The 26,677-nt window shown below is 57.1% G+C and carries 24 protein-coding genes, 5 tRNA genes and 2 pseudogenes; 23 read left to right on the top strand and 8 right to left on the bottom strand.

Features of this window, described 5'->3' with window-relative positions; all coding sequences use genetic code 11:
* Nucleotides 1-508, top strand: a pseudogene (locus ACLBWT_RS15315) (hypothetical protein); the annotation flags it as partial.
* A gap of 61 nt (nucleotides 509-569) precedes the next feature.
* Here the strand turns inward: ACLBWT_RS15315 and ACLBWT_RS15310 are convergent.
* Nucleotides 570-884, bottom strand: coding sequence for a dehydrogenase (locus ACLBWT_RS15310; RefSeq protein WP_447663984.1), 315 nt, complete (start codon nucleotides 882-884; stop codon nucleotides 570-572).
* Between the two features lie 620 nt (nucleotides 885-1,504).
* Nucleotides 1,505-1,960, bottom strand: a complete 456-nt coding sequence (locus ACLBWT_RS15305; protein ID WP_447663983.1) for a cupredoxin domain-containing protein — start codon at nucleotides 1,958-1,960, stop codon at nucleotides 1,505-1,507.
* A 166-nt stretch (nucleotides 1,961-2,126) separates the two neighbouring features.
* On the opposite strand from ACLBWT_RS15305, the gene ACLBWT_RS15300 reads away from it, so the two are divergent.
* The 4 genes from ACLBWT_RS15300 (at nucleotide 2,127) to ACLBWT_RS15285 (ending at nucleotide 6,401) form a co-directional block, all read left to right on the top strand.
* Nucleotides 2,127-2,735, top strand: coding sequence for a DedA family protein (locus ACLBWT_RS15300; protein ID WP_447663998.1), 609 nt, complete (start codon nucleotides 2,127-2,129; stop codon nucleotides 2,733-2,735).
* Nucleotides 2,736-2,823: 88 nt separating this feature from the next.
* Complete coding sequence (locus ACLBWT_RS15295; RefSeq protein ID WP_447663982.1) at nucleotides 2,824-3,390, top strand: thioredoxin family protein; 567 nt, start codon at nucleotides 2,824-2,826, stop codon at nucleotides 3,388-3,390.
* 8 nt (nucleotides 3,391-3,398) lie between these two features.
* Nucleotides 3,399-4,034, top strand: coding sequence for an MBL fold metallo-hydrolase (locus tag ACLBWT_RS15290; protein ID WP_447663997.1), 636 nt, complete (start codon nucleotides 3,399-3,401; stop codon nucleotides 4,032-4,034).
* A 183-nt stretch (nucleotides 4,035-4,217) separates the two neighbouring features.
* Nucleotides 4,218-6,401 (top strand): Tex family protein, encoded by a 2,184-nt coding sequence (locus ACLBWT_RS15285; RefSeq protein WP_447663996.1) that lies wholly within the window; start codon nucleotides 4,218-4,220, stop codon nucleotides 6,399-6,401.
* Between the two features lie 281 nt (nucleotides 6,402-6,682).
* Here ACLBWT_RS15285 and cmpA read toward each other — a convergent pair whose 3' ends face one another.
* Entirely contained in the window at nucleotides 6,683-6,817 is a 135-nt protein-coding gene (cmpA, locus tag ACLBWT_RS15280; protein ID WP_447663981.1) for a cortex morphogenetic protein CmpA, read from the bottom strand.
* Nucleotides 6,818-6,926: 109 nt separating this feature from the next.
* On the bottom strand, nucleotides 6,927-7,280 hold the full coding sequence (locus ACLBWT_RS15275; protein ID WP_447663980.1) for a hydrolase/acyltransferase: 354 nt from the start codon (nucleotides 7,278-7,280) through the stop codon (nucleotides 6,927-6,929).
* 104 nt (nucleotides 7,281-7,384) lie between these two features.
* On the opposite strand from ACLBWT_RS15275, the gene ACLBWT_RS15270 reads away from it, so the two are divergent.
* The 6 genes from ACLBWT_RS15270 to ACLBWT_RS15245 all read left to right on the top strand — a co-directional run bounded on the left by ACLBWT_RS15270 (nucleotide 7,385) and on the right by ACLBWT_RS15245 (nucleotide 8,517).
* The gene (locus tag ACLBWT_RS15270; RefSeq protein WP_447663995.1) at nucleotides 7,385-7,864 is read left to right on the top strand and encodes a SprT family protein; all 480 of its coding nucleotides are present in this window, start codon (nucleotides 7,385-7,387) and stop codon (nucleotides 7,862-7,864) included.
* Between the two features lie 33 nt (nucleotides 7,865-7,897).
* A tRNA-Asn gene (locus ACLBWT_RS15265) sits at nucleotides 7,898-7,973 on the top strand.
* Nucleotides 7,974-7,976: 3 nt separating this feature from the next.
* Nucleotides 7,977-8,067: transfer RNA gene (locus ACLBWT_RS15260), tRNA-Ser, on the top strand.
* 181 nt (nucleotides 8,068-8,248) lie between these two features.
* Nucleotides 8,249-8,323: transfer RNA gene (locus tag ACLBWT_RS15255), tRNA-Glu, on the top strand.
* Nucleotides 8,324-8,328: 5 nt separating this feature from the next.
* Nucleotides 8,329-8,404 (top strand) — tRNA-Lys (locus tag ACLBWT_RS15250).
* 27 nt (nucleotides 8,405-8,431) lie between these two features.
* Nucleotides 8,432-8,517: transfer RNA gene (locus ACLBWT_RS15245), tRNA-Leu, on the top strand.
* Nucleotides 8,518-8,722: 205 nt separating this feature from the next.
* On the opposite strand, the gene ACLBWT_RS15240 is transcribed toward ACLBWT_RS15245, so the two are convergent.
* Both ACLBWT_RS15240 and ACLBWT_RS15235 read right to left on the bottom strand, forming a co-directional pair.
* Nucleotides 8,723-9,151 (bottom strand): DUF4183 domain-containing protein, encoded by a 429-nt coding sequence (locus tag ACLBWT_RS15240; protein WP_447663994.1) that lies wholly within the window; start codon nucleotides 9,149-9,151, stop codon nucleotides 8,723-8,725.
* Nucleotides 9,152-9,301: 150 nt separating this feature from the next.
* A pseudogene (locus ACLBWT_RS15235) lies at nucleotides 9,302-9,619 on the bottom strand (hypothetical protein); the annotation flags it as partial.
* 322 nt (nucleotides 9,620-9,941) lie between these two features.
* Here ACLBWT_RS15235 and ACLBWT_RS15230 point away from each other — a divergent pair.
* The 12 genes from ACLBWT_RS15230 (at nucleotide 9,942) to ACLBWT_RS15175 (ending at nucleotide 24,669) form a co-directional block, all read left to right on the top strand.
* Entirely contained in the window at nucleotides 9,942-10,892 is a 951-nt protein-coding gene (locus ACLBWT_RS15230) for an ABC transporter permease (protein ID WP_447663979.1), read from the top strand.
* 39 nt (nucleotides 10,893-10,931) lie between these two features.
* Nucleotides 10,932-11,825 (top strand): carbohydrate ABC transporter permease, encoded by an 894-nt coding sequence (locus ACLBWT_RS15225; protein ID WP_447663993.1) that lies wholly within the window; start codon nucleotides 10,932-10,934, stop codon nucleotides 11,823-11,825.
* Between the two features lie 97 nt (nucleotides 11,826-11,922).
* A complete protein-coding gene (locus ACLBWT_RS15220) occupies nucleotides 11,923-13,638 on the top strand; it encodes an extracellular solute-binding protein (protein ID WP_447663978.1) in 1,716 nt (571 codons plus the stop codon).
* A 194-nt stretch (nucleotides 13,639-13,832) separates the two neighbouring features.
* Complete coding sequence (locus tag ACLBWT_RS15215) at nucleotides 13,833-14,645, top strand: response regulator transcription factor (RefSeq protein ID WP_447663977.1); 813 nt, start codon at nucleotides 13,833-13,835, stop codon at nucleotides 14,643-14,645.
* Nucleotides 14,642-16,459, top strand: coding sequence for a sensor histidine kinase (locus ACLBWT_RS15210; RefSeq protein ID WP_447663976.1), 1,818 nt, complete (start codon nucleotides 14,642-14,644; stop codon nucleotides 16,457-16,459). Before ACLBWT_RS15215 ends, ACLBWT_RS15210 begins: the two co-directional genes overlap by 4 nt.
* Before the next feature lie 73 nt (nucleotides 16,460-16,532).
* Entirely contained in the window at nucleotides 16,533-17,603 is a 1,071-nt protein-coding gene (locus tag ACLBWT_RS15205; protein ID WP_447663975.1) for a M42 family metallopeptidase, read from the top strand.
* 496 nt (nucleotides 17,604-18,099) lie between these two features.
* Nucleotides 18,100-19,863 carry an ABC transporter substrate-binding protein gene (locus ACLBWT_RS15200; protein ID WP_447663974.1) on the top strand — a complete coding sequence of 588 codons (1,764 nt, stop codon included), beginning with the start codon at nucleotides 18,100-18,102 and terminating at the stop codon, nucleotides 19,861-19,863.
* Between the two features lie 214 nt (nucleotides 19,864-20,077).
* Nucleotides 20,078-21,040, top strand: a complete 963-nt coding sequence (locus ACLBWT_RS15195) for an ABC transporter permease (protein ID WP_447663973.1) — start codon at nucleotides 20,078-20,080, stop codon at nucleotides 21,038-21,040.
* A gap of 1 nt (nucleotide 21,041) precedes the next feature.
* The gene (locus ACLBWT_RS15190) at nucleotides 21,042-22,019 is read left to right on the top strand and encodes an ABC transporter permease (RefSeq protein WP_447663972.1); all 978 of its coding nucleotides are present in this window, start codon (nucleotides 21,042-21,044) and stop codon (nucleotides 22,017-22,019) included.
* The gene (locus tag ACLBWT_RS15185) at nucleotides 21,986-23,023 is read left to right on the top strand and encodes an ABC transporter ATP-binding protein (protein ID WP_447663971.1); all 1,038 of its coding nucleotides are present in this window, start codon (nucleotides 21,986-21,988) and stop codon (nucleotides 23,021-23,023) included. Before ACLBWT_RS15190 ends, ACLBWT_RS15185 begins: the two co-directional genes overlap by 34 nt.
* On the top strand, nucleotides 23,020-24,048 hold the full coding sequence (locus ACLBWT_RS15180) for an ABC transporter ATP-binding protein (protein WP_447663970.1): 1,029 nt from the start codon (nucleotides 23,020-23,022) through the stop codon (nucleotides 24,046-24,048). Before ACLBWT_RS15185 ends, ACLBWT_RS15180 begins: the two co-directional genes overlap by 4 nt.
* Before the next feature lie 219 nt (nucleotides 24,049-24,267).
* Nucleotides 24,268-24,669, top strand: coding sequence for a DUF2500 domain-containing protein (locus ACLBWT_RS15175; RefSeq protein ID WP_447663969.1), 402 nt, complete (start codon nucleotides 24,268-24,270; stop codon nucleotides 24,667-24,669).
* A gap of 396 nt (nucleotides 24,670-25,065) precedes the next feature.
* On the opposite strand, the gene ACLBWT_RS15170 is transcribed toward ACLBWT_RS15175, so the two are convergent.
* Both ACLBWT_RS15170 and ACLBWT_RS15165 read right to left on the bottom strand, forming a co-directional pair.
* Nucleotides 25,066-26,052 (bottom strand): lipoate--protein ligase, encoded by a 987-nt coding sequence (locus tag ACLBWT_RS15170; RefSeq protein ID WP_447663968.1) that lies wholly within the window; start codon nucleotides 26,050-26,052, stop codon nucleotides 25,066-25,068.
* 110 nt (nucleotides 26,053-26,162) lie between these two features.
* Nucleotides 26,163-26,393 (bottom strand): hypothetical protein, encoded by a 231-nt coding sequence (locus ACLBWT_RS15165; RefSeq protein ID WP_021879285.1) that lies wholly within the window; start codon nucleotides 26,391-26,393, stop codon nucleotides 26,163-26,165.
* Between the last annotated feature and the right edge of the window lie 284 nt (nucleotides 26,394-26,677).

Raw genomic sequence — 26,677 nt, 5'->3', positions numbered from 1 at the left:
CGCCGCGCGCATCGCGCTGCTGCGCGCGGCGGGCGAGGCGGACCCGGCATGGACCCGGGTCCGCCTCGACCTGGCGCCTCTCCTCCCGCCTCGCGGGAGGACGGCGCTGCTGGCGGACGGACTGCGCTATGAGCCGCAGTCCGCTCCGCTGCAGTGGGAGCTCGGCATGGCTTATGCCGAGCTCGGGGATGCGCCGCGCGCGGAAGCGCGGCTGCGCGCGGCGCTGCGCCTGGACAAGTGGAACTCGTCCAGGCAGGCGGCCGTGCCGGAGCTGCTGCTCGAGCTGGCGCAGCTGCAGCTCCGGCAAGGAAAAGCTGCGCTGGCCCGAGGCACAGCCAGGCGGGCGCTCGGGCTGTATGCGGACTATGCGGAGCTTGTCCGGCAGGCACCGCTCCTCGGGACGCCGGCGAACAGCCGCGGTTTCCGCATGATGCCGGAAGCTGCGGCCGCTGCCGCTTCGCTGGCGGAGCTGCTCGACGGCTGGCCGGTGGCAGCAGTCATTCCTTAGCCCGCTGCCTTGGTTCCGAGCTCGGGCAGCCGCAGCTTACGCGCCGCGGCATGGATTTCCTTCAGCCGCCGAAGGCATCGCGGAATGCCGTCTTCAGCTTTTCCGGGTCGGCCTGCCACAGCTCGGCAATTTCGGCGGCGACGTTGTCGTCCCACCAGTCGCACAGCTTTTTGCGGTTGTCGCGGTTCTCGTGGACGAACACGAGATTGAGATAGACCTTGCGCGTGTACAGCTTTTCCGCCTGCTCCATCTGCTCCTTGGAAATATATCCTTTCAGGCGCTTGGCGGTCCGGTACAGCTCATTGCTGCAGGCGCGCCGGATTTTGCGGGCGGTAGGGAGCTCACGCTGATGCTTGCTGCCTGGCATGCCGTTCATCGAGCCCACTCCTTTCCCCACAATATATGTTCGGGCAGGCAGGATGTGCAGGCCGGCGCAAGCCGAAGACCATCCGCTTCTTCACCGAGGCCACTGAAAATGTGTCGCTGCAGACGGAAATCATTCTTCCGATCGCTGTTGTCCCCAGATTTCTCTGATTTCTGCCGCTTTTAACGGTTGAAATCCGGGGACAAAGGCGACCGCATCCGTTTCTCCAGAACGATTTCGCGCCTTACGCTACTTTTTCAGTGGCCGCTTCTTCACCCGGAACGTTTTTTTTCGAAGGCGACCGCAGCTTCCAGCCGGATCGGTTCCTAGCGAGAGATCCGCCGCTTTTTCTCCCCGGAACAGTCTCCGGCAAAAGCAATCCGCTTTTTCTCCCCGGAACAGCTTCCGGCAAAAGGCCCTCCATAGCTGCTTCCTGCTTCGCCTTTTCCTGCTTCGCCTTTTCCTGCTGCCGCGGGACGTCAAGGCCACGCTTGGCCGATAGTTTCATCTCCGGTTCCGGCTTGGGGCGGCGATCCGCCCTCAGACTTCATGAAAAAAAGCCGCCTCCCCCGAAAGGGAGCGCAGCTTTTTCGGCTTTCCGATCGTTTCAAGCATGTCCGGTCCCGGTCACCCTACTGGACGTGGATGTATCCGACCATCGGTCCGCCGTGCTTGAGGTCCGTATGGGTCATGCAGATGATCGGATAGGTGCCTGCTTTTTCCGGCGTGAAGCTGACTTCCGTCACCGCCCCTTTTTTGACCTCTCCTTTTACGCCAAGCCCTTCAATGACGAACGGGTGGCTGGCGCCGTTGACGCCGGTGATGCGCAGCGTGACCTGCTCGCCTTTCTTCACTGTGAGGAAGCTCGGGCTCCATTGATACACTTCGATTTCCTTGCCGTCTGCCGTCTGGCTTCTGAACTCGCCGGTGACCATCTCGAATACCTGCGAATTCGCCGCTGCCGTCGCCGACGCCGCTTCGCCGGAAACGCCCGGATACAGCCTCCAGCAGGCGACGGCAAGAATGGCGATCGTGAGCGCGAGAGCCGCGAACCGGAGCTGTTTTCTCGTTACGATAATGGCATTCATTACGGTCCACCCCTTCTTGTCCATGTCATCAACACATTCTATGCATCCGTTTCGGCTGCCATGACCGTTTGTCCTATGGCACCATTCGGGAAGCCTATGATAGAATTACCGGGACAAAACACCGATGGCGAAAGTATCGCCGCATTATGAGATTGGAGTGGAATGCATGCACTTTTTTCATGAACTCGTCACTTATTTGCTCGGCATCGTAGAGAAGCTCGGGTATTTCGGCATCATTCTGGGGCTTGCCATGGAAGTGATCCCGAGCGAGATCGTGCTCGGCTATGCCGGCTACATGGTATCCACGGGCAGCATGACCTTCTGGGGCGCGGTTCTTTGCGGGACGGTCGGCGCGATCCTGCAGCAGTGGATCCTGTATGCGATCGGCTTGTACGGGGGGCGTCCGTTCCTGGACAAATACGGAAAATACATCAAGATCAAGCCAAAGCATATCGATATCGCCGAAGGCTGGTTCCAGCGCTACGGTCCGGGCATGGTGTTCACCGCCCGCTTCGTTCCGGTGATGCGCCAGGTCATCTCCATTCCTGCGGGAATGGCCCGCATGCCGCTGTCCACCTTCACGATTCTGACGGCGATCGCTTCGCTTCCGTGGTCGATCCTGTTCGTCTATATCGGCCGCAGCCTGGGCAGCAACTGGGAACAGATCAAGGACAAGGCAGCTCCTTACACGATGCCGGCCATTCTGGTCGCCGCCGCGGTGCTGATCATATACGTGCTGTTCAAATACTTGCGTTCCCGCAGCCGCACGGTCTGATTGTGGCGCAGTCCGGACCTTTGGTACAATAGATGGAAATGCGCCTGAAGCCGCCGCCGGCGGCAAGGCGACAAGGAGTGGATAACCTATGGCCAAGCAAATAGCGGACAAGCTTTCGAAGGGAATCACGCCGCAGCAGTTCCGCGAAGGCATGACGAAAAACAAGGAAGCTTTCGATTCCTGGTACGACCGCTTCGAATGGGAAAGCGAGGACGACCGCGAGTTTTTCGAATCGCTGAACAACCGCGACGATCTGCGGGTGCTGATCTTGATGGCGGATTGGTGCGGCGACGTCGTGCGCAACATTCCGGCCGTGCTTCGCGCGCTGGAGAACAGCGGCGTGCCCGTCGAAGTGCTGATCATGGAAGAGCATCTCGATACGATGGACCAGTTCCTCACCATGGGAGGGCGCTCGGTGCCGATCGTCATCGTCGCCGACACCGGCGGCCATGTGCTCGGGCAATGGGGCCCGCGCCCGGCCCGCATCCAGGAGCCGATGGTCCGGTTCAAGCAGGAGAACACCGACCGCGAAGCGCCTGGCTATCAGGATAACCTGGCCGAGACGCGCAAGGAGATCATGCGCCGCTACGGTGAGGACGCTGCCTATCAGAGAGAAGTCGTTCGCGAGCTGCGCGAGCTGTTCTCGTCGATCTGATGAGCACGATGAAGATCGAGAAGTTCGTGCTCGGCCCCATCCAGACGAACTGTTATCTGTTGATCAACGAAGAGAGCGGCCAGGCGGTCGTCATCGATCCCGGCATGGAACCGAAGCGTCTCGTGGAGCGCATCCGCAGCGGAGGCTTCAAGCTGGAGGCGATCCTCCTGACGCACGCCCATCTGGACCATATGGGCGGTGTGGACGAGGTTCGCAAGGCATTCGGATGCCCAGTCTATATCCACGATCTAGAGGCGGATTGGCTGACCGATCCAGCAAAGAACGGATCCCTGCGATGGAGCCATATGACTCCGCCGCTCGTGACCGATCCGGCCGAATACGCCCTCGACGAGGGCATGAAGCTGGAGCTGGCGGGATTCAGCTTCCGCGTCCTGCACACTCCGGGCCACAGCCCCGGAAGCGTCAGCTTCCTGCATGGCTCGGACCTGTTTTCCGGAGACGTGCTGTTCCGGCAATCGATCGGGCGCACGGATCTTCCTGGCGGACGCGAGGCGGACCTGTACAACTCCATCCGGTCCAAGCTCTATCGCCTCGATCCGCAGGTCAAGGTCCACAACGGCCACGGGCAGGCGACGACGATCGGGCATGAAATGCAGAATAACCCTTATGTACGAATCGGCTGAGAGCGATTGTCCGCTTCCTTCCGCCCGGTTGTTTCCGCGGAAGGGGCGGTTTTTATTTCCTTCGGCAGCTTTTGATTCCTATCAAGCAATGGAGAGGCGGCAATGAGATTGGCGGATAGAATCGGCACGGATACGGACGCGAGGCAAGAAGGGGAAGCACGGCCAGCGCTTTCGCCGGAGGAGATGGCGGCCGAACAGGAGCGCATCGTGAAGGGCGTCGCCCAGGAGCTCGGCCTTCCTCTTAGCAAGGTGAAGGCGGCTGTCGGGCTGCTCGACGAAGGCAACACGATTCCTTTCATCGCCCGCTACCGCAAGGAAATGACCGGCGAGCTGGACGAGAACGAGCTGCGCTCCATCGAGGAGAGGCTGAATTACCGCCGCAGCCTGGAAGAACGCAAGCGGGAAGTGCTGCGGCTGATCGGCGAGCAGGGAAAGCTGACTCCGGAGCTGGAGAAGGCCGTGCTCGGCTCCATGAAGCTGCAGGAAGTGGAGGATCTGTACCGTCCTTACCGGCAAAAGCGCAAGACGCGCGCTTCCGTCGCGCGAGAGCGCGGACTCGAGCCGCTTGCCCGGTGGCTGCTGTCGCAGCCCCGTCAAGGAGATCCGCTGAAGCAAGCCGAGGCTTACGTTCATCCGGACAAAGGCGTCGAGACGCCTGCCGATGCCCTGGCGGGAGCTCAGGACATCATTGCGGAGGAGATGGCCGACGAGGCGAGGACACGGGCATGGGTGCGCAAGTTCACGATGGAGCAGGGAGCTCTTCGTACCGTCGTTCGGCAAGCCGGAGAGGAATCCGTCTATGAGATGTACTATGACTATGGGGAGCCGCTGCGCAAGCTTCCTCCGCATCGCGTCCTTGCCATCAACCGCGGGGAAAGGGAAGAGGTGCTCCGCGTCAGCCTGGAGGTTCAGGCCGATCGGATCCACGACTACATGATCCGGCACACGCTGCGCCAGGGAACCTCGCCCGGCGTCAAGGAGGCGCTCGTCTCCGCCATCGAGGACGCCTACAAGCGCCTGATCGCTCCTTCCATCGAGCGGGAAGTCCGGTCGGAGCTGACGGACAAGGCGGAAGAGCATGCGATCGGCATTTTCTCCGCCAATTTGCGGAATCTGCTTCTTCAGCCGCCGGTTCCCGGATACGTGGTGCTCGGCGTCGATCCGGCTTATCGGACCGGCTGCAAGCTGGCCGTCGTGGACGAGACCGGCAAGCTGCTAGAAGTCGCCGTCACCTACCCGACTCCTCCGAACAACAAGGTCGCGGATGCGGAACGGATCATCGGCGGACTGATCGACAAATACGGCGTTACTCTCATCGTCATCGGCAACGGCACCGCCTCGAGAGAGACCGAGAGCTTTATCGCCGGCCTCATCAAAAACCGGGCCGCAGCAGGCAAGAAGGGCGCTGAGACGCTCCAATACATTATCGTCAGCGAGGCCGGCGCAAGCGTCTATTCGGCTTCCAGGCTTGCCGCGGAGGAGTTTCCAACGCTCGATGTAGCGGAGCGCAGCGCGGTTTCCATCGCTCGCCGCCTGCAGGATCCTCTGGCCGAGCTCGTCAAGATCGAGCCGAAGGCGATCGGCGTCGGCCAGTACCAGCATGACGTCAGCCAGAAGCGGCTCGGCGAGACGCTCGGCGGCGTCGTGGAATCTGCCGTCAACCATGTCGGAGTGGACGCCAATACCGCTTCGGCATCCCTCTTGTCTTATGTGGCTGGAATCAATGCAACGACCGCCAAGAACATCGTGAAGCATCGCGAGGAGACCGGCAGGTTCGGATCGCGCGCAGAGCTCAAGAAGGTGCCCCGTCTGGGCGCCAAGACGTATGAGCAGTGCATCGGCTTCATCCGCATTCCCGAAGCGGCCAACCCGCTCGACCGGACCCCGATCCATCCCGAATCCTATGCCGTCGTCGCCGGACTGTTCCGGGAGCTCGGAATCGGCATGGACGCCATCGGAACGGATCGTGCGCGGGAGCAGCTCTCGGCGGCGGATGCATCCTCGCTCGCTGGACGTCTCGGCGTGGGCGAGCCGACCCTGAAGGATATCATCGATAGCCTGATGCGTCCGGGAAGGGATCCGCGCGAGGAGCTGCCTGCGCCCGTCTTCTCCAAGGACGTGCTCGCGATCGAGGATCTGCAGGCCGGCATGGAGCTCCAGGGGACGGTCCGCAACGTCATCGATTTCGGCGCCTTCGTGGACATCGGCATCAAGAACGACGGCCTTGTCCACATCTCCCAGATGAGCGACTGCTTCGTCAAGCATCCGATGGATGTCGTGGCGGTCGGCGACGTCGTGACGGTATGGGTGCTGAATGTGGACTTGAAAAAAGGCCGTGTCGGCCTCACCATGCGCTCACCGGGATAATTTGCCGGCCGGGCCAGGTCCCGTTGTCGCATGGAGCTTCGCATCGACGGCAGCTCGGCTGTCGCCCGTGAAGCCGGCCAAGCCGAACAAGGTGTCCTGCGGGCTGCAGGGCACCTTGTTCGGCTATTTGTCCATAGCCGTGATGGAACGGTTTCATTGATGGCGCGTCGGCAGCGTGAAACTCCGCTATTTCCTCCATCACCTTGCCAGACAAGCCTGCAGACAAGGAAAAGACAAAGAGGCTTCCACGCTGCCGGAAGGGCAGGAGAGAAGCCTCGGAATCAGACGGTCGTGGCGGAATCGTCGCGCGGCTCTTTGGTGCGATAAATGAACCAGCAGTCGTTCAGGATTCGGATCTGCCGGAGGTCCTTTTGCTGGAACGCGCGCATCAGTTGGCTGCTCAGCCATTGCGGCATCGCATCTTCCCCCCTCTGCCAGGAATGGTTCGTATAGCATATGGGGGGTGCTGACGGAGCGTGCAGGTCCAACTTCCGGTCGAGCCGGCTTACGCCGCAACGTTCCGTCCTAGTCCTCGTACTCTTCCTCGTACCACTGCTCGAGCTGGGCTTGCAGCGCCACCATCTCCGTCCGCAAGGACTTGATCGGATAGGCCTTCTCTTCGATGTTGCGGAAGCTCTCTACAAGCTCGTTGAGATAGTCGATGCCGGACTGGACCGGCACCGCGCCGTCATGCAGCTCGAGCTCGGAGAATTCGGCGATGCAATGGGGCAGGCTGGGAACGTTGGCGGCCGTAAGCTTGTCCAGCTCCTTGTGGAGGCGAAGGTTGAGGGCGGACAGCTGGTAGGCGTGGGTTGCGGGCATCTCGACGATGGAGAGCTGCTCTTCCTGCCGGAACAATACATATTTCATGGTAGGCATGGCTTGGGTTCTTGCTCCTCTCCCGCCCGCGGAGGGCGGCAATCTACTTGACAGTGTAGCCCAAGGTGGCTTTACAATTCAAGAGGGAGGGATGTCCAGAGGTGATGGAGGATAAGGAGCTGCAAGCATGGGTGGAGCGGGTATCGCTGGAGGCGTTCGGGATTCCGTTCCGGCACCGCGCGACGTTCAACAGAAGGCTGACCTCGACGGGCGGCCGCTACTTCCTGAAGTCGCATAACATCGACATCAGCGCGAAGCAGCTGGAGATCTATGGCCCCGAGGAAACCGAGAAGATTATCCGGCATGAGCTTTGCCATTATCATCTGCATTTGCTCGGGATGGGATACCGGCACCGCGATGCGGATTTCAAGGAATGGCTCGCTCGTTCGGGAGGATCCAGGCATTGCCGTCCGCTGCCCGACAGGGAGCAGCGCAAGCCGCTTCCGTTCCGCTACAAGCTGGTCTGCACCGGCTGCCGCATGGAATACAAGCGCAAGCGCAAGGTGGATCCGGCTCGCTACCGATGCGGAAAGTGCAGGGGGAAGCTTGTTTTGACAGCGCTTGACAGCGCCAGCGAGGCATGATAAATTAGATTTTGTTACCGTTTATTTCATTGTTCCCTGATAGCTCAGTTGGTAGAGCACTCGACTGTTAATCGAGTTGTCACAGGTTCGAGTCCTGTTCGGGGAGCCATTCGGAGAGATACCCAAGTGGCTCAAGGGGACCCTCTGCTAAGGGGTTAGACTGCGTAAGTGGTGCGAGGGTTCGAATCCCTCTCTCTCCGCCATTCTTCTGGACAGAAGAGACCGTATCCGGTCTTTTTTTGTTTGAAGCCGGGCAGCAGGCCGGCGAATTTTTCCCTCCTTCCGGACCCATTTTTTTTTGAAAAAGGGCTTGCACGGAATCGTCCCATATGATATATTCATTCATGTTGTTTGAAAAGTTCTTCCCTGAAGGACAAGCTGCATGGCCCGTTGGTCAAGGGGTTAAGACACCTCCCTTTCACGGAGGTAACAGGGGTTCGAATCCCCTACGGGTCACCATATTCGAGCCATTAGCTCAGTTGGTAGAGCACCTGACTTTTAATCAGGGTGTCGAAGGTTCGAGTCCTTCATGGCTCACCATTTTTTCCTAGGTTTTCCCCTAAACGTGCGGTAGTGGTGGAATGGCAGACACGCTATCTTGAGGGGGTAGTGGGCGTACGCCCGTGGAGGTTCGAGTCCTCTCTACCGCACCATATCCGATTATGACGCCTTCCGTTCACGGAAGGCTTTTTTGCGTTCAGAACCAAATGTCCAGACCTAAGATAAGGGGTGCCCAGGCTGCAAGGGGCACCCCTTTTCCATGCCCTTGAAAGGGCGGTCCGCCACAGGATGACTCATGCATGGATGTCGCGCAATGGAAGGATTGTCGAGCATGATTTTTTTCTTTGCGCGGAGAGATCAGGAGTTGATTGTCGTCGTGACCGTCAATGAGGGGGTGGAGGTGCTGGTGGAGGTCGTTCCGTCATAATTGTGGATGGCCAGGTTAACGGGTGTGCCGGGGAGGATATCGGCTGTCGCCAGGACAAGTCCGGTCGGGCTTGGCGTAGACAGCTCGCTTTGCTGCAGGATGCCGTTGACGTATACGTCGAAGGAACCGCCGGGGGCGACGGCAGGCAAGCTTCCCACAGGCACGGGATTGCCGGCGTCGTCAAGGAAGCTCGTCTCGGGAATCGTCGTCGTTCCGGCTCCCGCATCGATCATCGGCGCGGTGACGGCGGCATTGAACCGGGTAGCCGTGTCGACGACGTGGGTCGACGTGACCGTATCCACGGTTCCGCTAATAACGCTGCTAGCGGCAAAAAAGGCTTTGATCAAGGACGGAGGCATATCGCCTTCATCTCCTTTCAATTCGGATGTGATAGCATATGAGCGGCTTGTCTTCAAGGCAACAGGCATTTGCTTGTGGCGGACCTTTGTCCTGCGCCTTCTTTTGCGCGGCATCCGGGACAACAGGAGGCTCACGCTCTCCAGAAGGACAGGGGCTCCTCTAGGAGGAACGTCCCGGCTCAGCAGATGCAGGCTGTTGGGCCCGATTCGATATAGGCATGGCGGCTGGATGAACTGGTTGACATAGAGGTTGTACCAGCTGACCTGGCTGGGAGCGGGAATGCGGCCTGCGCCTCCGCGGGACGGACCGAAGTCTCTGCAGACACCGTCGGACAAGCCGCAGAAATAGATCCTCTTGACCTTAAGAATGCGGCTTGAAGAAGCAGGCCGCGGTTTGCGGGCGCTTTTCCTTTTTGCATGTCTGGTGGCGTTGCAGTCCTTTTTTCCTGTTCGCTTGCCGGTTCGCATAGCCATCCCACCTCTCCATAAGCTTATGCCGGTGCAAGAGGAACCGAAACGGCATTCGTCGCTGCAAGGCGATCTTGCCTTGCGGAAAGAATGTGAGGTTACTTCCCTTATAGTACCGAGGGAAAGAAATTCATGTCAGATGAAAACGGAACCATTTTTATTGAATAGCGCATACATTTCTAGAAGGAATTCTAAATCGTGAATATTCCGATCAGTTATGTGATGTAAAGTAACATTTCATTGATTTCTATCATATTTCGTTGATTCAACCCATAGAAATGGCTTCCATCCCGAACGTACAATGTACGCAGGGGGGAACAACATGGCACAACTGGAAGTCGACCTGCACCAACGCCGCAAAGAGCGGCCCGCGATCATTCGCTTTCTGCGCCAATGGGACCTGCAATTGATGGTCATACCAGCCTTTATCCTCATTGTCATCTTCTTCTATCTTCCGATGTACGGAACCATAACCGCGTTCCAGGACTACAACATTTTCAAGGGCATATCGGGAAGTCCCTGGGTTGGCTTCAAGCATTTCGAGCGTTTCTTCAACGACCCCGTATTCGGCAGGGTGATGCGCAACACGCTCGTCATCAGCTTTCTGAAACTGGTCATCTGCTTCCCGGCACCGATTTTGCTCGCGCTCATGCTCAATGAGGTCCGCAGCCGCTACTTCAAGCGGATCGTCCAGACGATCAGCTACCTGCCCCATTTCCTGTCCTGGGTCATCGTCTCGGGATTGGCCATGTCCATTCTTTCCACGGAGAACGGAAGCCTCAACATGCTTCTCCAGTCGGTCAATCTGATCGACGAGCCGGTCGGATGGCTCAACATGCCGGAGCATTTCTGGAGCATCCTGATTTCGGCCAATGTCTGGAAGGAAATCGGCTTCGGCTCCATCGTGTATTTGGCTGCGATCGCCGGAGTGGACCCGAGCCTGTACGAAGCCGCCTCCATGGACGGCGCGAGCCGGTTCAAGCAGATGTTCCTCGTCACGCTTCCGACGATCATGCCGGTCATCATCATCTTCTTCATCCTAGCCGTCGGCAACCTGCTTACGGCCGGCTTCGAGGACATCCTCCTGATCGGCAACGATCCTGTGCTGAGGCCGGTGGCGGATGTGCTGGAAACCTATGTATACAGGATGGGCATCGAATCGCAGCGCTTCTCCTATGCGACCGCCGTCGGACTGTTCAAAGCTGTCGTCAGCGTCTCGCTTCTAACCATAGCCAATCTGCTGGCGCGCCGATCCGGCAACAGCCTGTGGTGAGATGACATCTTGGATCGAAGGAGGAAGAGAGGCTTGAAAATCAGACTCAGCTATGGCGACCGGTTTTTCACCGGGTTCATTTATACGTTTTTGATCCTGCTTTCCGTCACATGCTTTTATCCGTTCTGGAACGCGGTTGTGGTGTCCTTTAATGAAGGAATGGACACCGCTCTGGGAGGCGTGACGGTATGGCCCCGCGCCTTCACGCTGGAAAACTACGAGATCGTGTTCCAGGACAGCCGGATCCTCCATGCGTTTCTGGTCTCCGTGCTCCGCACGATTGTCGGAACCGCATCCGCCATTCTCTGCACGGCGATATTCGCCTACGGCATGACCCGCAGCGAGCTTGTCGGGCGCAAGTTCTACATGATCGCCTGCATCATCACGATGTATTTCAGCGGCGGCCTCATTCCGACCTTCCTGCTGATCCGCAGCCTGCATCTGTTCGACTCCTTCTGGGTATTCATCATCCCGTCGCTGATCAGCGTCTGGAACATGATCGTCTTCCGCACGTTCTTCCTGGGACTGCCGGCCGGATTGGACGAGTCGGCGCGAATTGACGGCTGCGGCTACTGGGGAACCTTCTTCCGCATCGTGCTGCCGCTGTCGGGTCCAGTCATCGCGACCTTGGCTTTGTTCACGGCGATCACCCACTGGAACGACTGGTTCATGCCGAGCATCTACATCAACAACGAGAACCTGATCCCGATCCAGACGAAGCTGCAGCAGATCCTCAACTCCAACATCATGACCGAGCAGATGCAGCAGCTCGACTCCGCCGCTCAGGCCAGACTGTCCGCGATGAAGAGCATAACGGGCAAATCGCTGTCGATGGCGACGATGATGGTCGCCACGCTCCCGATCATCTGCGTGTATCCGTTCGTGCAGCGTTATTTCGTGAAGGGCGTGCTCGTCGGCGCCGTAAAAGGCTGAGCCGGGTATCCTTGCAGCGGCGATTGGTTTTAAGAGCACACAAGTCCGGCAACGGGCCGTGCATTTAAAATAAATATCTTAGAGCTCGAAAAAGGGGATGAACGAGTTGAGCAAATGGAAAGTGACTGCGTTCAAGAGCATGGCTCTCGCCATGGTAGCGGCTACGGCGCTGGCAGGCTGTTCAGGCGGCAACAACGGGGGCGGCAATACCGGATCGGCAGCGAACAATGGCGCGTCTCCGGAGCCGGCGGCTTCGACGGCACCTTCGCCATCCGCATCGACAGCGCCGGAAGCGACCGGCTGGCAGGTAGGCAGCGAGCCGCTGGAGTACAGCATGTACGGCCACTATGATTGGTACACGATGCCCAAGTGGGGAGGAGACGTCTCCTCCAAATGGATCATGGACAACATGAAGGTCAACGTCACGCCGATCCAGTCGGGAGGCAACGCCGCCCAGAAGCTGAACACGATGATCGCATCCGGCAAGCTTCCTGACGTCATCTGGCTCGACAAAGGCGCGGATGTCGAGAAGCTCCGCGAAGCCGACATGCTGGTGCCGTTCGACGACTATATCGACAAATACCCGAACTTCAAAAAATGGGTCGGAGAGAAGAACATCAACATGCTTCGCTCCAGCGACGGCAAAATCTATCAATTCCCGAATTGGTACAGCAGCCAGCCTTTCGGAAATGCCGGCTACCTGGTCAACAAAAAATATTATGAAGCGCTCGGCTCGCCGAAGCTCGAGACGACTGATGACTTCTACAATTATTTGAAGGCCGTGAAGGAGAAGTTCCCGACGGTCGTGCCGTTCAATCCGGATCTGGCCGTGGACGGACAGGGTCTTGACGTCATCTACAGCGCCTTCGCGGAAGATGCCAATCTGGCCGCCATCTCCAACCGCGCCGCCATCACCGGCGACAAGCTGACATCGATCTTCAAGGATCCGGTTTACCGCGAGTCGATGCTGTACAACTCCAAGCTTTTCCGCGAGAAGCTCATGAGCCCTGACGCCATGACGCAGAAGAAGGATCAGGTCAAGGAGAAGGCGTTTACCGGGAAGGTCGCCGTATTTGCAGGCGCAAGCCCGACGGAGTACGGTACCGCCGGGGATGCCGAGCTGAAGAAGGTGGACCCGAACGACGGCTACTTCATGATCTGGCCGATCCACAAGGAAGGCCTGAACAAAGACAAGATTTTCCCTGGCACCTACACGGGCCTTGGCTGGAACGTAAGCGTCATCACGAAATCCGCTAAAGACCCGGAGAAAATCTTCGCTTTCCTGGATTGGCTGACCGGACCGGATGGAACCCGCACGCTGATGTGGGGACCGGAAGGCATGTACTGGGAAGGCCACGACGAAGAGGGATCGCCGCTCTTCAAGGACACTTACCTGACGGATGTCGAAGGCCGCACCAAAGTCATGGACGCGACCGTCAACCTGCAATGGGTCGGCAACTCCGCCTTCATGGATAAATCGAAGATGAAGTTCGAATCGACTCTGCCTGACGACCAGAAGACATGGGAAACGAGATACCAGAGCACGATTACGTGGAAAACGCAAAAAGACGCCACCGAATTCATCAACCTTGATCCTGCGCCGAACTCCGAGGAGGGCATCATCCAGACGAGCCTGGAAGAGATCTGGGATGAATCCCGCGCCAAAGCCCTGTATGCGAAAAGCGACGAGGAAGTGCTGGCCATCCTCGACAAAGCCGACAAGGACGCGATGGCGATCGGCTACCAGCAGCTGCTGGACTACAAAACGAACAAATGGCATGAGAACCAGAAGATCATTGCCAGCAACGGCTGATTTCCATCCCCAAACATCGGTTTGAAAGCTATACTGAAAGCAGGTCCGCCGTCCCGGAGGGGCGGCGGTCTTTTTTCTTCAAGCCGCCGGCTAAATTCTACATTCCGGCCGGAGCGGCCCATGCCTTATTCGCCGACTGCGCTCGCTGCTGAATAGATGGCGGCATGCTGCCAGCCGGCAAGGGAGGAGACGACATGTACAAGGTTCTGATCGTGGATGACGAAGAGCTGGATCTGAAGGGCATGCAGACATTTATTCCGTGGGAATCGCTAGGACTGGAGATCGTCGGGGCGGTGCACAGCGGCTTCGATGCGTATGAGATTCTTGCCCGGGAGCCGGTCGATATTCTGGTGACGGATGTGCATATGCCCAGCATGTCCGGCCTTGAGCTTGCCGAGAAGGCGCTCGAGCTTCATGAACGGATTCGGGTCATTTTTGTGAGCGGCTATCAGGACTTTCACTACGTGAAGCAGGCCCTGTCGCTCCGCGCGTGGGATTATGTGCTCAAGCCCATGGATGATGCGGAGCTGGAGCAGGCTCTGCGGAAGCTGGCCGATCAGCTCGACAGGGAGAAGGCGGCAATGGCGGCAGCGCGTCAGGCGTCATCGGCACAGACGTCGCCGGCACGGGAGCCACCGACCGACCAGGAGCAGAGACTGCCTGCTGCGGCTCCCTCCAAGCCGTCCAAAAACGCCAGGCTGATCGCGGAAGTCGTCCACTACGTGGAGAGCCGCCTTCATGAGAACATCACGCTGAAGGAGGTTGCGGATGCGTTCGCTTTCTCGCCCAATTATTTGGGAGCCTTGTTCAAGGAGGAGACAGGAGTCAACTTCAGCGAGCATCTGATCGACCGGAAGATGAGGATCGCCGGGGAGATGCTCAGGGGGACCCGGCTTCGAATTTATGAAATCGCGGATCGCGTCGGATATAAATACATGCCTTATTTCAGCCGTCAGTTCAAGGAGACGTTCGGCGTGACGCCTAATGAATACAGGAGGCAGGAATGAAAGGCAGGCGGCAGAAGGGCTTCATTCCGCTCGGCATGAAGCTGTTCGCATCTTATGTGCTGCTCACTCTGGTTCCTCTGGCCTTGCTCGGCTGGATCGCGAATTCCATCATGGTCGGCTCCGTCCGCTCCCAGACGGAGAACAACATCCGCGGCACTCTAAGGCAGATGGAGGATAACGTCCGCTACCGGATCGACGATACCGTCCGCATCACCGACATGCTCTACCAGGACAGCATGCTGGTGAGGGCGCTCAAGAGCAAGGAAGAGGGCTGGGCCAACTACGACGCGACCAAGAAGGTGCTGCTGCCGAAATTCTGGGAAGCAATCAATTCTACGGACCGCAGCATGAGAATGTCGGTGTACATCAAAAACGAGGTGTACAACGAGATCTATGATCTGAGCAAGGACGGCGAGGATATTCTCAAGTCCAACAACCGTTCCTTTGAAATCCTGCATCTGTCCCGCATCCAGAAGGAGGAGTGGTACAAGTCCCTTCCGAAGGAGCAGTTCGACGTGACGATGAAATGGGTCCAGATCGGGGACGACGCCAAGTTCGGGAGAATCTCGCTGATCCGCCGGATCGTTGATACCTACACGCCTTCCGATCTGAAGGAGCTCGGCCTGGTCCGGATCAGCGTCTATTTCAAGGATTTGTTCGACAGCGTGGACGCCAAGAAAATCATGCCCGGCAGCCGCCTCTATATTGTCGATGAAGCGGGCAAGGTGCTGCATGCTTCGGGGAGAGATATCGATAACGTCCGAGCGCCTGCCCCTGCGGCGGGAGCGCAGGAAGCCGGCAAGGGCAGCCTTGTCATCCGCGAGCCTTTGCCGGGGCTCCAGTACAGCTTGATCGCGGTCATACCGGAGGATGTCCTGCAGGCCGATGCACGCAAGATCACCTGGCTCACCGTGCTCGTCTGCGGCATCAGCATGGTGCCGATCATCGGCGTCGCTCTGTTCGTCACGCGCGCGTTCACGAAGCGGATCGGCAAGGTCATCTCGGTCCTCCAGTCGTTCCGCCGAGGCGATTATCGCCGCCGGATCCAGTACAAGGGCCAGGACGAGTATTCCATGATCGCCGATGCCCTCAACGAACTCGGCGCACAGACGGACAACCTCATCCAGGAGGTGTACCTGACGAAGCTGCGCAAAAAAGAGGCGGAGCTCGAGACGCTGCAAGCTCAGATCAATCCGCATTTCCTCTACAATACCCTCTCTTCGATCAGCAGGCTGGCGAAGTTCGGCGAGGTGGACAAGCAGCATCAGATGATCATGAATCTGGCCCGCTTCTACCGGATGTCGCTCAACGACGGGAAGACCATTATTCCTGCGGCGGACGAGCTGGATCAGATCCAGGCTTACCTGGCCATCCAGCAGGTCAAATACGGCGACCGCGTCGAAGTCGGCTATCAATGGGACGAGCGGCTCCTCGGTTATATGACGATCAAGCTGATTCTCCAGCCGTTCGTGGAAAATGCGCTTGAGCATGCCTGGAAGGGAGACCGGATTCGAATCTCGATATCCGCGGAGCTCAAGGCAGGCATTCATCCCGTCATCGAATTCAAGGTGGCCGACGATGGAATCGGGATGCCGGGCGGCCTGGCGGAGGAGCTGTTCAGGGAAACAGGGCGCAGCCGGCAAGGCTACGGCATCCGCAACGTGCATGAGAGGATCCGCCTCTATTATGGAGAGGGCTACGGGATCTCGATCGAAACCGGAATGGAAGGGCAAGGGACGGCGATTCGGATCCGAATTCCGGCACGAAGAAGCCTCGATGCGCCCGATCATACGCTGCTGGAGCAGCATGGCTGATGCGCGCGTGGGCATGCCGCGGCGAATCAGGTATACTGGAATCATTCTGCTGTTATTCAGGAGGCAAGGAAAGATGAATGAAGAAACGCTTGGATTGTTCCGGACTTTGACGGAGATGCGCGCCGTTCCCGGCCATGAGAAGGAGCTGCGCAACTATGTGGAAAGCCAGCTGGCCGCCTGCACGGACGAGCTTGTGCGCGACCGCCTGGGCAGCATCTTCGGCGTTCTCCGCGGCGACGAGCAGGGGCCGCGGATCTTGGTGGCCGGCCATATGGACGAGGTCGGGCTCATGGTATCGGCCATTACGGACAACGGCATGATCAAGTTCGTCACGCTCGGCGGCTGGAATGCCCAGACGATGCTGGCCCAGCGCATGGAGATCGTGTCCGACAACGGACCGGTCATCGGCGTCATCGGCTCGACGCCGCCGCATCTGCTGGACGACGCTTCCCGCAGCAAGGTCGTCGACGTGAAGTCGATGTTCATCGATATCGGCGCCGACAGCCGGGAGGAAGTATTCTCCTACGGCATTCGGCCCGGACAGGCGATCGTGCCGGTATGTCCGTTCACGCCGATGGCGAACCCCAAGAAGATCATGGCCAAGGCTTGGGACAACCGGTACGGGGTCGGGCTCGCGATCGAGCTTGCCCGCGAGCTGAAGGGCAAGAAGCATCCGAACGTCATCTATGCCGGAGCGACCGTGCAGGAGGAAGTCGGCCTCAGGGGAGCGCGCACGGCGGCGAATCTCGTTCAGCCCGATCTTTTCCTGGCGCTGGACGCCAGTCCCGCGGCGGATGCGACCGGAGACCGCAATGCGATGGGGCAGCTGGGCAAGGGAGCCCTTCTGCGCATCCAGGATCCCGGCATGATTACGCACCGCGGCCTCGCCGAATTCATCCGCGAGACGGCCGAGGACGGCAACATCCGTTACCAGTATTATTTCTCCCAAGGCGGAACGGATGCGGGGCAGGTCCATCTGTCCGGCATCGGAGTGCCTTCGGCGGTCATAGGACTCCCGGCGCGGTACATCCATACAGCGGCATCCATCATGCACATCGATGATTATGCGGCAGCCAAGGAGCTTTTGTTTGCGCTCGTGCAGAAGCTCGACAAGAGTGCTTTTGAATCCATTTTAGATCAATAGCCCTATGTTGGAATGCCATCTCCCCTACTGGGGAGATGGCTTTTTTGCGATCAAGAGGGACTGGATTTTAGGTAAGATAGAAAAAATAATTCCATCGAGACGCAATTATTGTTTAACGTATTAATTATATATTGCGTTAAAGCGTTGCATCAAAAAACAATGAAAATCATAAAAAAGTATTGGTAAAAATAATGGTTTAAAGCACTCATCCAGACTGGTTTCGAATGGTAAAAAAATTCCCGTTTTTTGAGACATTTTGTTTGTTTATCCCCTAAAACGCATACTATCTACAAATCCACTTCCCTTTTTAAAGATGCCACGGACCTTACAGCGGCTTGATTGTAAGCGCTACCCCAATAAAAAGAATCTATGAATAATTATGCAGTTAATAAAATTTTAATTATTTTCAGAACAATCTATATTCGGACGTTAAAAACCGTGCTACAATTGGAACCGGAAATGACATGTTTTGGCTAGAGCCAAGGAGGAATGTGGAGTGGCAGGTTCATTCAAGTGGAAAACCTTGCTCGTGGGTGTGTCCGTAATGGGGGTTTTGGTTGCAGGTTGCTCAAGCAACAGCAACAACGGCAGCAACAGCAATTCCGGCGCAAAGACAAATACGCCGGCATCGACAGCACCGGCTGACAACACGGCTGCGAACGCAGGCGCGACGGATCCGGCCGGTCCTAAAAAGGGCGGCACGCTGACGATCGGCACATTCTCCGACATCGTCAACACGAACCCGATCTACGTATCCGATACGTCTTCGGGCGATGCGGTACAGTTCATGTTCGCGAAGATGCTGGACTACGACAAGGACGGCAACATCGTAGCACAGCCTTGGTCTCTGCTGGAAAGCTTGCCGGAGATCTCGGCCGACGGCCTGACGTACACGCTGAAGCTGAAAGCCAACGCCAAATGGAGCGACGGCCAGCCGGTAACGGCCGAGGACATCGCCTTTACGATCAACACGATCAAGAACCCTGACGCCGCTTCCCAAGGCATCAGCAGCTACGACAAAGTCGACAAGGTCGAAGCTGTCGACGCCCAAACGGCCAAGATCACGATGAAGACAGTCTTCGCTCCGTTCATCTACACGCTGGTATCCGAGATTGCTCCTTCCCACATCCTGAAGGACATCCCGGTCAAGGAGCTCGAGAAGAACGACTACGGCAAGGATCCAGCCAAAACGGTCACGAACGGCCCTTGGAAATGGTCCGAATGGAAGCAAAAGCAATACCTGAGCTTTGAAAAAGAAACGAACTACTGGGCTGCTGACGTCAACGACGTCAACATCGACAAGATCATCTACAAGATTTATGCCGACCAGAACACGAACGTACAAGCCGTCCTCAAAGGCGACGTCGACCTCGTGGGCGCCATTCCGGTAACGCAAGTCGAAGCCGTCAAAGCCAAAGGCCTGAACGTGCTGCTTGCTCCTGGACCGCTGTACGAGTACATGAGCTTCAACTTCAACAAAATGAACTTCGGCGGCAAGGAGTCGCTCTTCGCCGGCGAGAAGACCCGTCAAGCAATCGCCTACGCGCTGAACCGCCAAGGCATTCTCGACAACATCCTGAAGGGTACGGGAAAAGCCCTGAACGCGCCATTCCTGCCAGGTACTTGGGCAGATCCGGGCGACGCAGCCGTCAACTACAACTACGATGTAGAAAAAGCGAAAGCGCTGCTTGCTGAAGACGGTTGGGTAGCAGGCAAAGACGGCATTCTGGAGAAAAACGGCCAGAAATTCACCTTCGAGCTTCAGTACAATTCCGGCAACAGCCGCCGCGAGAACGTCTCGACGGTCATCCAGGACAACCTGAAAGCTGTAGGCATCCAGGTCACGACGAAGGGCATCGACTTCGCATCCTGGCTGGAGCAGAATATCTACCCAGGCAAATACCAAGCCGCTCTGCAGGCATGGTCGCTGAACAGTCCGGATCCGGACAGCGAGTCGGTCTTCTCCTCCAAGTACTTCCCGCCGAACGGTCAAAACTCCGGCTGGTACAACAACCCGACGCTGGATAAGCTGTGGGTCGAAGGCTACACGACGACGGACCAAGAGAAGCGCAAAGAGGTGTACAAACAAGTCGCCCAGCAAATCTCCACCAACCTGCCTTACGTCTTCCTGTACCAATACGGCACGCCTGAAGTGCTCGGCCCACGCGTCAAGTACAACGCTGAAGACGCTCCTGTAGCGGCTTTGCCTTATGGCGGATTCTTCGGAATCAACAAATGGTGGCTTGAGGATTCGAAATAAGACATCGTGACTCAGACAGAATCATAGAAAAGGGGGAAGGCGACGTCCTTCCTCCTTTCTCCTTTCCTCATATCCACCCTTCATGCTGTTGGAAGACGGTTTTGCCCTGTGCATAACCGGGCGGTCTGCAGCTTGGGACCCACCACGGTTCTGCTCGGCGCAAAGCCGGCAGCTGCCAGCAGGTTGGGATTCAGTATTCAAGGAGGTAAGCCTGATGGGCGAGTATTTGATCCGACGGACTTTACAGTCCGTCATCGTGCTGTTCCTAATTTCGATCTTTACATTCGGGTTGATCCACGCCGCTCCGGGCGGGCCGACCCAAATATTCCTATCCCCCGGACTATCTGTGGAAGCGGGCCAGATCAAGGCTCAACAGCTCGGCCTCGACAAGCCGATTCCGGTCCAATATTTCAAATGGATGGGCGACATCCTGACCGGGGACCTGGGCGCCACCTTCAAAAACAATATCCCGGTCGGCGACATCCTGTGGCCGACGGTGAAGAATACGATGATTCTGATGGGCGCATCGTGGATTCTGACGCTGATTATCGCCATCCCGTGGGGCATCTACAACAGTACCAAGGAATACGGCTTCTCCGATCAGACGGCTTCCTTCATCTCTTATATCGGATTTGCCATGCCCGCTTTCTGGTTCGGCATCATCCTGCAAAGTTACTTGTCTCTCGAGCTCGACTGGCTTCCCTTGTCGGATATGTACACCATGGGCAAGGAAGGCGATATTTCGGATCTCATCATGCACTTGATCCTGCCTGTATCCGTGCTTTCGCTCGGCATGCTGGCCGGCTACTTGAAGTACGCGCGCTCCAGCATGCTGGAAGTGCTTGAGCAGGACTACATCCGCACCGCGAGGGCAAAGGGCGTGAGGGAGAACAAAGTCATCTTCCGCCATGCGCTGCGCAATGCGCTGATTCCGCTCATTACCCTGTTCGGACTTGATCTGCCGATCCTGGTCGGCGGCGCATCACTCACGGAAGCCGTCTTCAACTGGCCAGGCATGGGCCGTCTGTTCGTCGAGATGGCCAACTCCCGTGAATATTCCGTCCTGATGGCGATTACGCTGCTCGGCGCCGTGTTCGTCGTCGTCGGCAACCTGATCGCGGATATCCTGTACGCGATCGTCGATCCGCGCGTCCAGATAAGCAAAGGAGGCAAGTAGGATGAGCGCGAATCTGCAGCCCACAAGCACCCCTATCGTACCGAACCAAACGGATGCGCTGCCCAAGGCGGACAAGCCGATCGGGCCATGGCTCCAGACATGGAACAAGTTCAAACGCAACAAGTTCGCTATGACCGGCCTCGCCGTCCTCCTTATCTTCATCCTCTCGGCGATACTGGCCCCGGTCATCGCGCCTTATGATCCCGCCAAGCTGGATCTGATGAACGCCAACATCAAGCCGTTCACAGGCGACCATATTCTCGGTACGGATGAGATGGGACGGGACATTTTCTCCCGCCTCATCTATAGCGGCCGGGTCTCGCTGCTGGTCGGCTTTTCCGTTGCGGCGATGGCCGTCATCGTCGGCTCGATCATCGGCGCGGTGTCCGGCTATTTCGGCGGTTGGATCGACATCATCTTCATGCGTCTAATCGATGTCATGATCTCCATCCCGACGCTGTTCCTGAACATTCTGATCGGGGCCATCTTCGGCACCAAGTTCATCTATATGATCCTCATCCTGTCGTTCACGAGCTGGGTGGGCGTAGCGCGCCTCGTGCGGGGCAACTTCCTGCAGCTGCGCGAAATGCAGTATGTCGAGGCGGCCAGGGCAATCGGCGTCTCCAGCTGGGGCATCATCTTCCGCCATTTGCTGCGCAACGCCAGCTTCCCGATCATCGTCAACGCGACGCTGATGGTCGGCAGCGCGATCCTGGCGGAGTCGGGCCTGTCCTACCTGGGACTGGGCATCCAGCAGCCGCAGACGAGCTGGGGCCAGATGCTCAGCAACGCGCAGGAATTCATGCTTATTGATCCGATTCAAGGGGTTTATCCCGGCATGTGCATCCTGATCGTCGTGCTGGCGGTCAACTTCATCGGCGACGGCATCCGTGATGCGCTGGATCCTCGTCAAAAAATGCATCTTTCTCCAAGGAGGCTGGAAAAATGGCGCGCAAAATTCTCGAAGTCAACGAAATGAGTGCCGGCTTCCTCGTGAACAAGGAGATCCTGAAAGCGACCGACCGGATCTCGTTCAGCGTGGAAGAAGGCCAGACTCTATGCATCGTAGGAGAGAGCGGCAGCGGCAAGAGCGTCACCTCGCTAGCCGTCATGCGTCTCATTGATTACGCGGGAGGCATGATTCTCGAGGGCGACATCAAATTCAACGGTGAAGTTCTTTCGGAGAAGGATCAGGATGAAATGCGCAGTATTCGGGGCAACCAGATCGCGATGATCTTCCAGGATCCGATGTCTTCGCTAAATCCCGTATTCACGGTCGGAGAGCAGATTGCCGAGAGCCTTCGTCTCCATCAAAGGAAAAGCCCGAAGGACGCCATGAGGATGGCTGTCGATCTGCTTCGCGAGGTCGGCATTCCGTCCCCGGAGGTTCGTGCGCGCCAGTACCCGCATGAGCTGTCCGGCGGCATGTGCCAGCGTGTCGTCATCGCAATCGCTCTTGCTTGCCGGCCGGAGCTGCTGATTGCGGATGAGCCGACAACGGCGCTCGACGTAACCGTACAGGCTCAAATCCTCGATCTCCTGCAGCAGCTGCAGAAAGAAACGGGCATGTCCATCGTCCTCATCACTCATGATATGGGCGTAGCGGCAGAGGTTGCAGATCGGATCGTCGTCATGTATGCCGGCGGAATCATGGAAGAGGGCTCCGTCGAGGAGATCTTCAGCAAGCCGAGCCATCCGTACACGGTCGGCCTATTGAAGTCGATTCCAGGATTTGAAGCGAAGACGGATGAAGAGCTTTACACGATCCAAGGCAATATTCCGCGGATCAATCAGCTTCCTACCGGTTGCCGCTTCCATCCTAGATGTCCGCATGCGATGGATATTTGCCGGCGCGAGGAGCCGGGATTTTTCCAGCTCGGCAACGACCACAAAGCAGCCTGCTGGCTGTTCGAGGAGCATTCCGATGAGTCTCCGCTATCCCCAAGGATCAACATCGGCAGTCAAGGGGAGGTAACGGTATGAGCAGGCAGCTGTCCAACGAAACTTTGATTGAAGTCAAACATATCAAGAAGTATTTCCCGATCAAGAAGGGCTTGCTCAGCCGAGTCGTCGGCCAGGTCAAAGCCGTGGACGATATTTCCCTGGAAATCAAAAAAGGGGAGACATTCGGCCTCGTCGGCGAATCCGGCTGCGGCAAGTCGACGCTCGGGCGCGTAATTCTGCGGCTGCAGAGCGCCACGGAAGGATCGGTCGTCTATAACGGGGAGAACATCCATCAGCTTGGAACGAGCAAGCTTCGCGATCTCCGTCAAGATCTGCAGATCATCTTCCAGGACCCGTTCGGCTCCCTGAACCCTCGCTTCCGCGTGAGCGATGTCATCGGTGAACCGCTCAAGGTGCATACGAATATGTCTGGAAAAGATATCGACGCCCGTGTCGTCGAGCTGATGGAGCTTGTCGGCCTTGACGCTTCCCGTCGCAACCGCTATCCGCATGAGTTCTCCGGCGGCCAGCGCCAGAGGATCGGCATCGCGCGCGCGATCGCGCTCAATCCGAAGTTCATCGTCGCGGACGAAGCCGTCAGCGCCCTGGACGTATCCGTCCAGTCCCAGGTGCTCAACCTGCTGTCGAAGCTGCAGCGCGAGCTCGGCTTGACGTTCCTGTTCATCGCCCACGGTCTCAACGTCGTCCGCCACATCTCGGATCGCGTCGGCGTCATGTATCTGGGCAAGCTGGCAGAAGTCGGCCCGACGGAGGAACTGTACAACAAGCCTCTACATCCATATTCCGCGGCGCTGCTGTCCTCCATTCCGAAGCCGAATCCGGCTCTCAAGCGCGAGCGCATCATTCTCAAGGGAGATGTGCCTTCGCCGGCGAACCCTCCATCGGGCTGCCGCTTTCACCCGCGCTGTCCGCTCGCGCAGGATCGCTGCAAGGCCGAAGAGCCGCTGCTTCGCGACGTGCTGCCTGGCCGTCAAGTAGCTTGCCATTTCCCGCTTCTTGAGGAAGGCGATCTGCAGCGCATGGCTTCCGGACGTTTGGGTTAAATCGAAGATTCACTATGAATAGAAAAAAAGCTCCCTATGCGGGGGCTTTTTTTCGTATGTGCATTCAATTGAAACGGCCTTCAATGAGGCGATGGGATATCCCGACCTCCAGCCCTCCGTTAGGACAAGATCCGCCAATCCGGGAGAATAAGCCGGCTCGGCCGTCATACAATGGGACTAAGGATGCATCATAGGGACACATCTGGGGAGGGAGCGGGAATGGGGACCGGGATGAGCATGGAATCGATCTTCTCCACGGCAGGAACGGCATTCACGATTCTTATTGCAGTCATTGCGGTGATCATCGGTGCGGGCCTCTGGAAATCCTACTCGGGCTGGAGCCGCATCAACGGCCAGCCTCAGCTGTCTGTGAAGGCGGCCGTGGTCAGCAAGCGGTCGCGAGTCCGCAGCCGGCAACCCTACGAGGAAGGCTCGCATCAGCAGACGCTGACCGATTACTATGCGACCTTTGAAGTCGAAAGCGGCGACCGAATGGAATTTTCCGTTACGGGCAAGGACTTCGGCTTGCTGGCTGAAGGGGATGTCGGAAAGCTCACCTTCCGCGGCTCCCGATACCAAGGGTTTGAAAGAGACAATAACCGTGTCATCCAATTTGGATGACGACCATAACGACTTGAAATTCTTGTCGAGCAAAGAGAGCTGCTTGCTTCCCGTATCGAACGTTGGGAGAGCATGCTGAGGACATTGTCGGATACGATAAGCGCGATTCGAAAAGGGGAGCCTTATTGTGATTATGATATGGCTGCCGAGCCGAATATCGACTTTCTCGAATTCCGACAAACCGGACTTGCTTATTATTTGTATGCGGCTGCCGAAACGAGAGAGAACGCTCAGGTCTAGTGTCTTCCCATATAAGCTGAACCGAAAAGGCGAGCTGGATATCCGCGGATATCCAGCTCGCCTTTCTTAAAAAATCCGCCCGCGATGTACATCGGGTTCATTCCGAGGTTCTTCGACTTCATTTGCTTTATTACAATGACCGCTGATTTGGACAAGCTAGAACAGCAGTCCCATAAATTCCTCTATCTCCATCGGACCGAGATAAGGGACGAGATCGACCCCTTCAAGCGCCTCCCGGACGGAACCGGGTTCATAGCGGATGCCGGCCAGCAGCTCCTCAAGCTCCGAAACTTCAGCGGTACCGAAGAAGTCTCCGAAGATGGATGCCTGCTCGATTCGGCCCTCGGCGACGTTCAGCCGCACATCATAGGTGCCGGCAGTCAAGCGTTCGACTTGACGCATATTGAAGGCAGGGGAACGCCCGTAGTTCCAATCCCAGTTGCGATAGCGTTCCTCCGAGATTTTGCGGACACCATCCCAGTCCGCATCCGTCAGCTCGTAGGCTTGGACGGGCTGGCCATCGTATAAGGTCTCAAGCAGATAGGAGCGGAATTGCTCCACCGTCATCGGCTTCTGCAGGAATTCGGAAATGTTGGCGACACGGCTGCGAATGGACTTTGTCGACTTGGATTTGAACTTCTCCGGATTGGCTTTGAGCGCCGATGCGACATGCGTAATGTCGGATTGGAACAGCAGCGTACCGTGAGTGAACATGCGGCCGCGCGTCGCGAACTGGGCGTTGCCCGATATTTTGCGCTCGCCGACCTGGATATCATTCCGCCCGCTGAGCTCGGCCTCCACGCCTAACGAGCGAAGCGCTTGAATGACCGGTTCCGTGAATTTGCGGTAGTTGCGGAAGGATTCGCCATCATCCTTGGTGATGAAGCTGTAATTCAGGTTGCCGTGATCATGATAGACGGCCCCGCCACCGGATAGCCGGCGCACGACATGAATATTCTGTTCCTTGACATAGTCTTCGTTGATTTCCTCCAGCGTATTCTGGTTTTTCCCAATGATGATGGACGGTTCGTTGATGTAAAACAGCAGATAATCCTGATCTGCGGGAAGATGGCGGAGAATATATTCTTCGAGAGCCAGGTTAAGGGATGGATCATGCATGTCCCGGTTGTCGACAAACAGCATTGGCGCTTCCTCCTCGACTTCTATGTACGGATGTTAATTCCACTGTACCATAATGGAGCTCCATGCAAAAATGCCGCCTGCTGGGGCAGGCGGCATTTGCATGGAAGAGATCAATAAAGGGAAATCGTAAGCGTGTCTTTTTCATTGATCGTATGGAGAGTGGCTTCGCTTCCCGAGATTTCGACGCTGATCAGGGAACGGATGGAGCCTTTAAGAGCATTTTTGCCTGTGGACAGCTTGCGGTTCAATACCTCGCCTAACTTGTCGAGCGCTTTTTTATTATTTTGTTCGGCGATATATACAGGAATCTTCTTGTTTTGGAAGGAAATCAGAGTTCTCATGTTCTTATCACTCCAATCAATTCGAATGGTTGAGTATATTGTACCCAATCAAGATTAATAGATTCTTAAAAAAGGGTTATGAATTCGTTACAATTAGCCCGGAATCAAGCTTTTCCGTTCTTAAATCGCATGCAATCTAATCCTTTAGTAAAGTAAGTATAATCATTGAGTGCCTTGGATGCAACCCATAGCCCAAAATTTCATGGCTAAAAAGGTTCCGTGATAAACGTTCTTCATGCGCTTGCGCATTCCTGCCTGCAAACGCGAGGAAGCGGACATATCTT

It is taken from the genome of Paenibacillus sp. D51F (assembly GCF_053345695.1).
The sequence above is the reverse complement of the archived record's forward strand: the minus strand, read 5'-3'. Positions and strand labels throughout refer to the sequence as shown.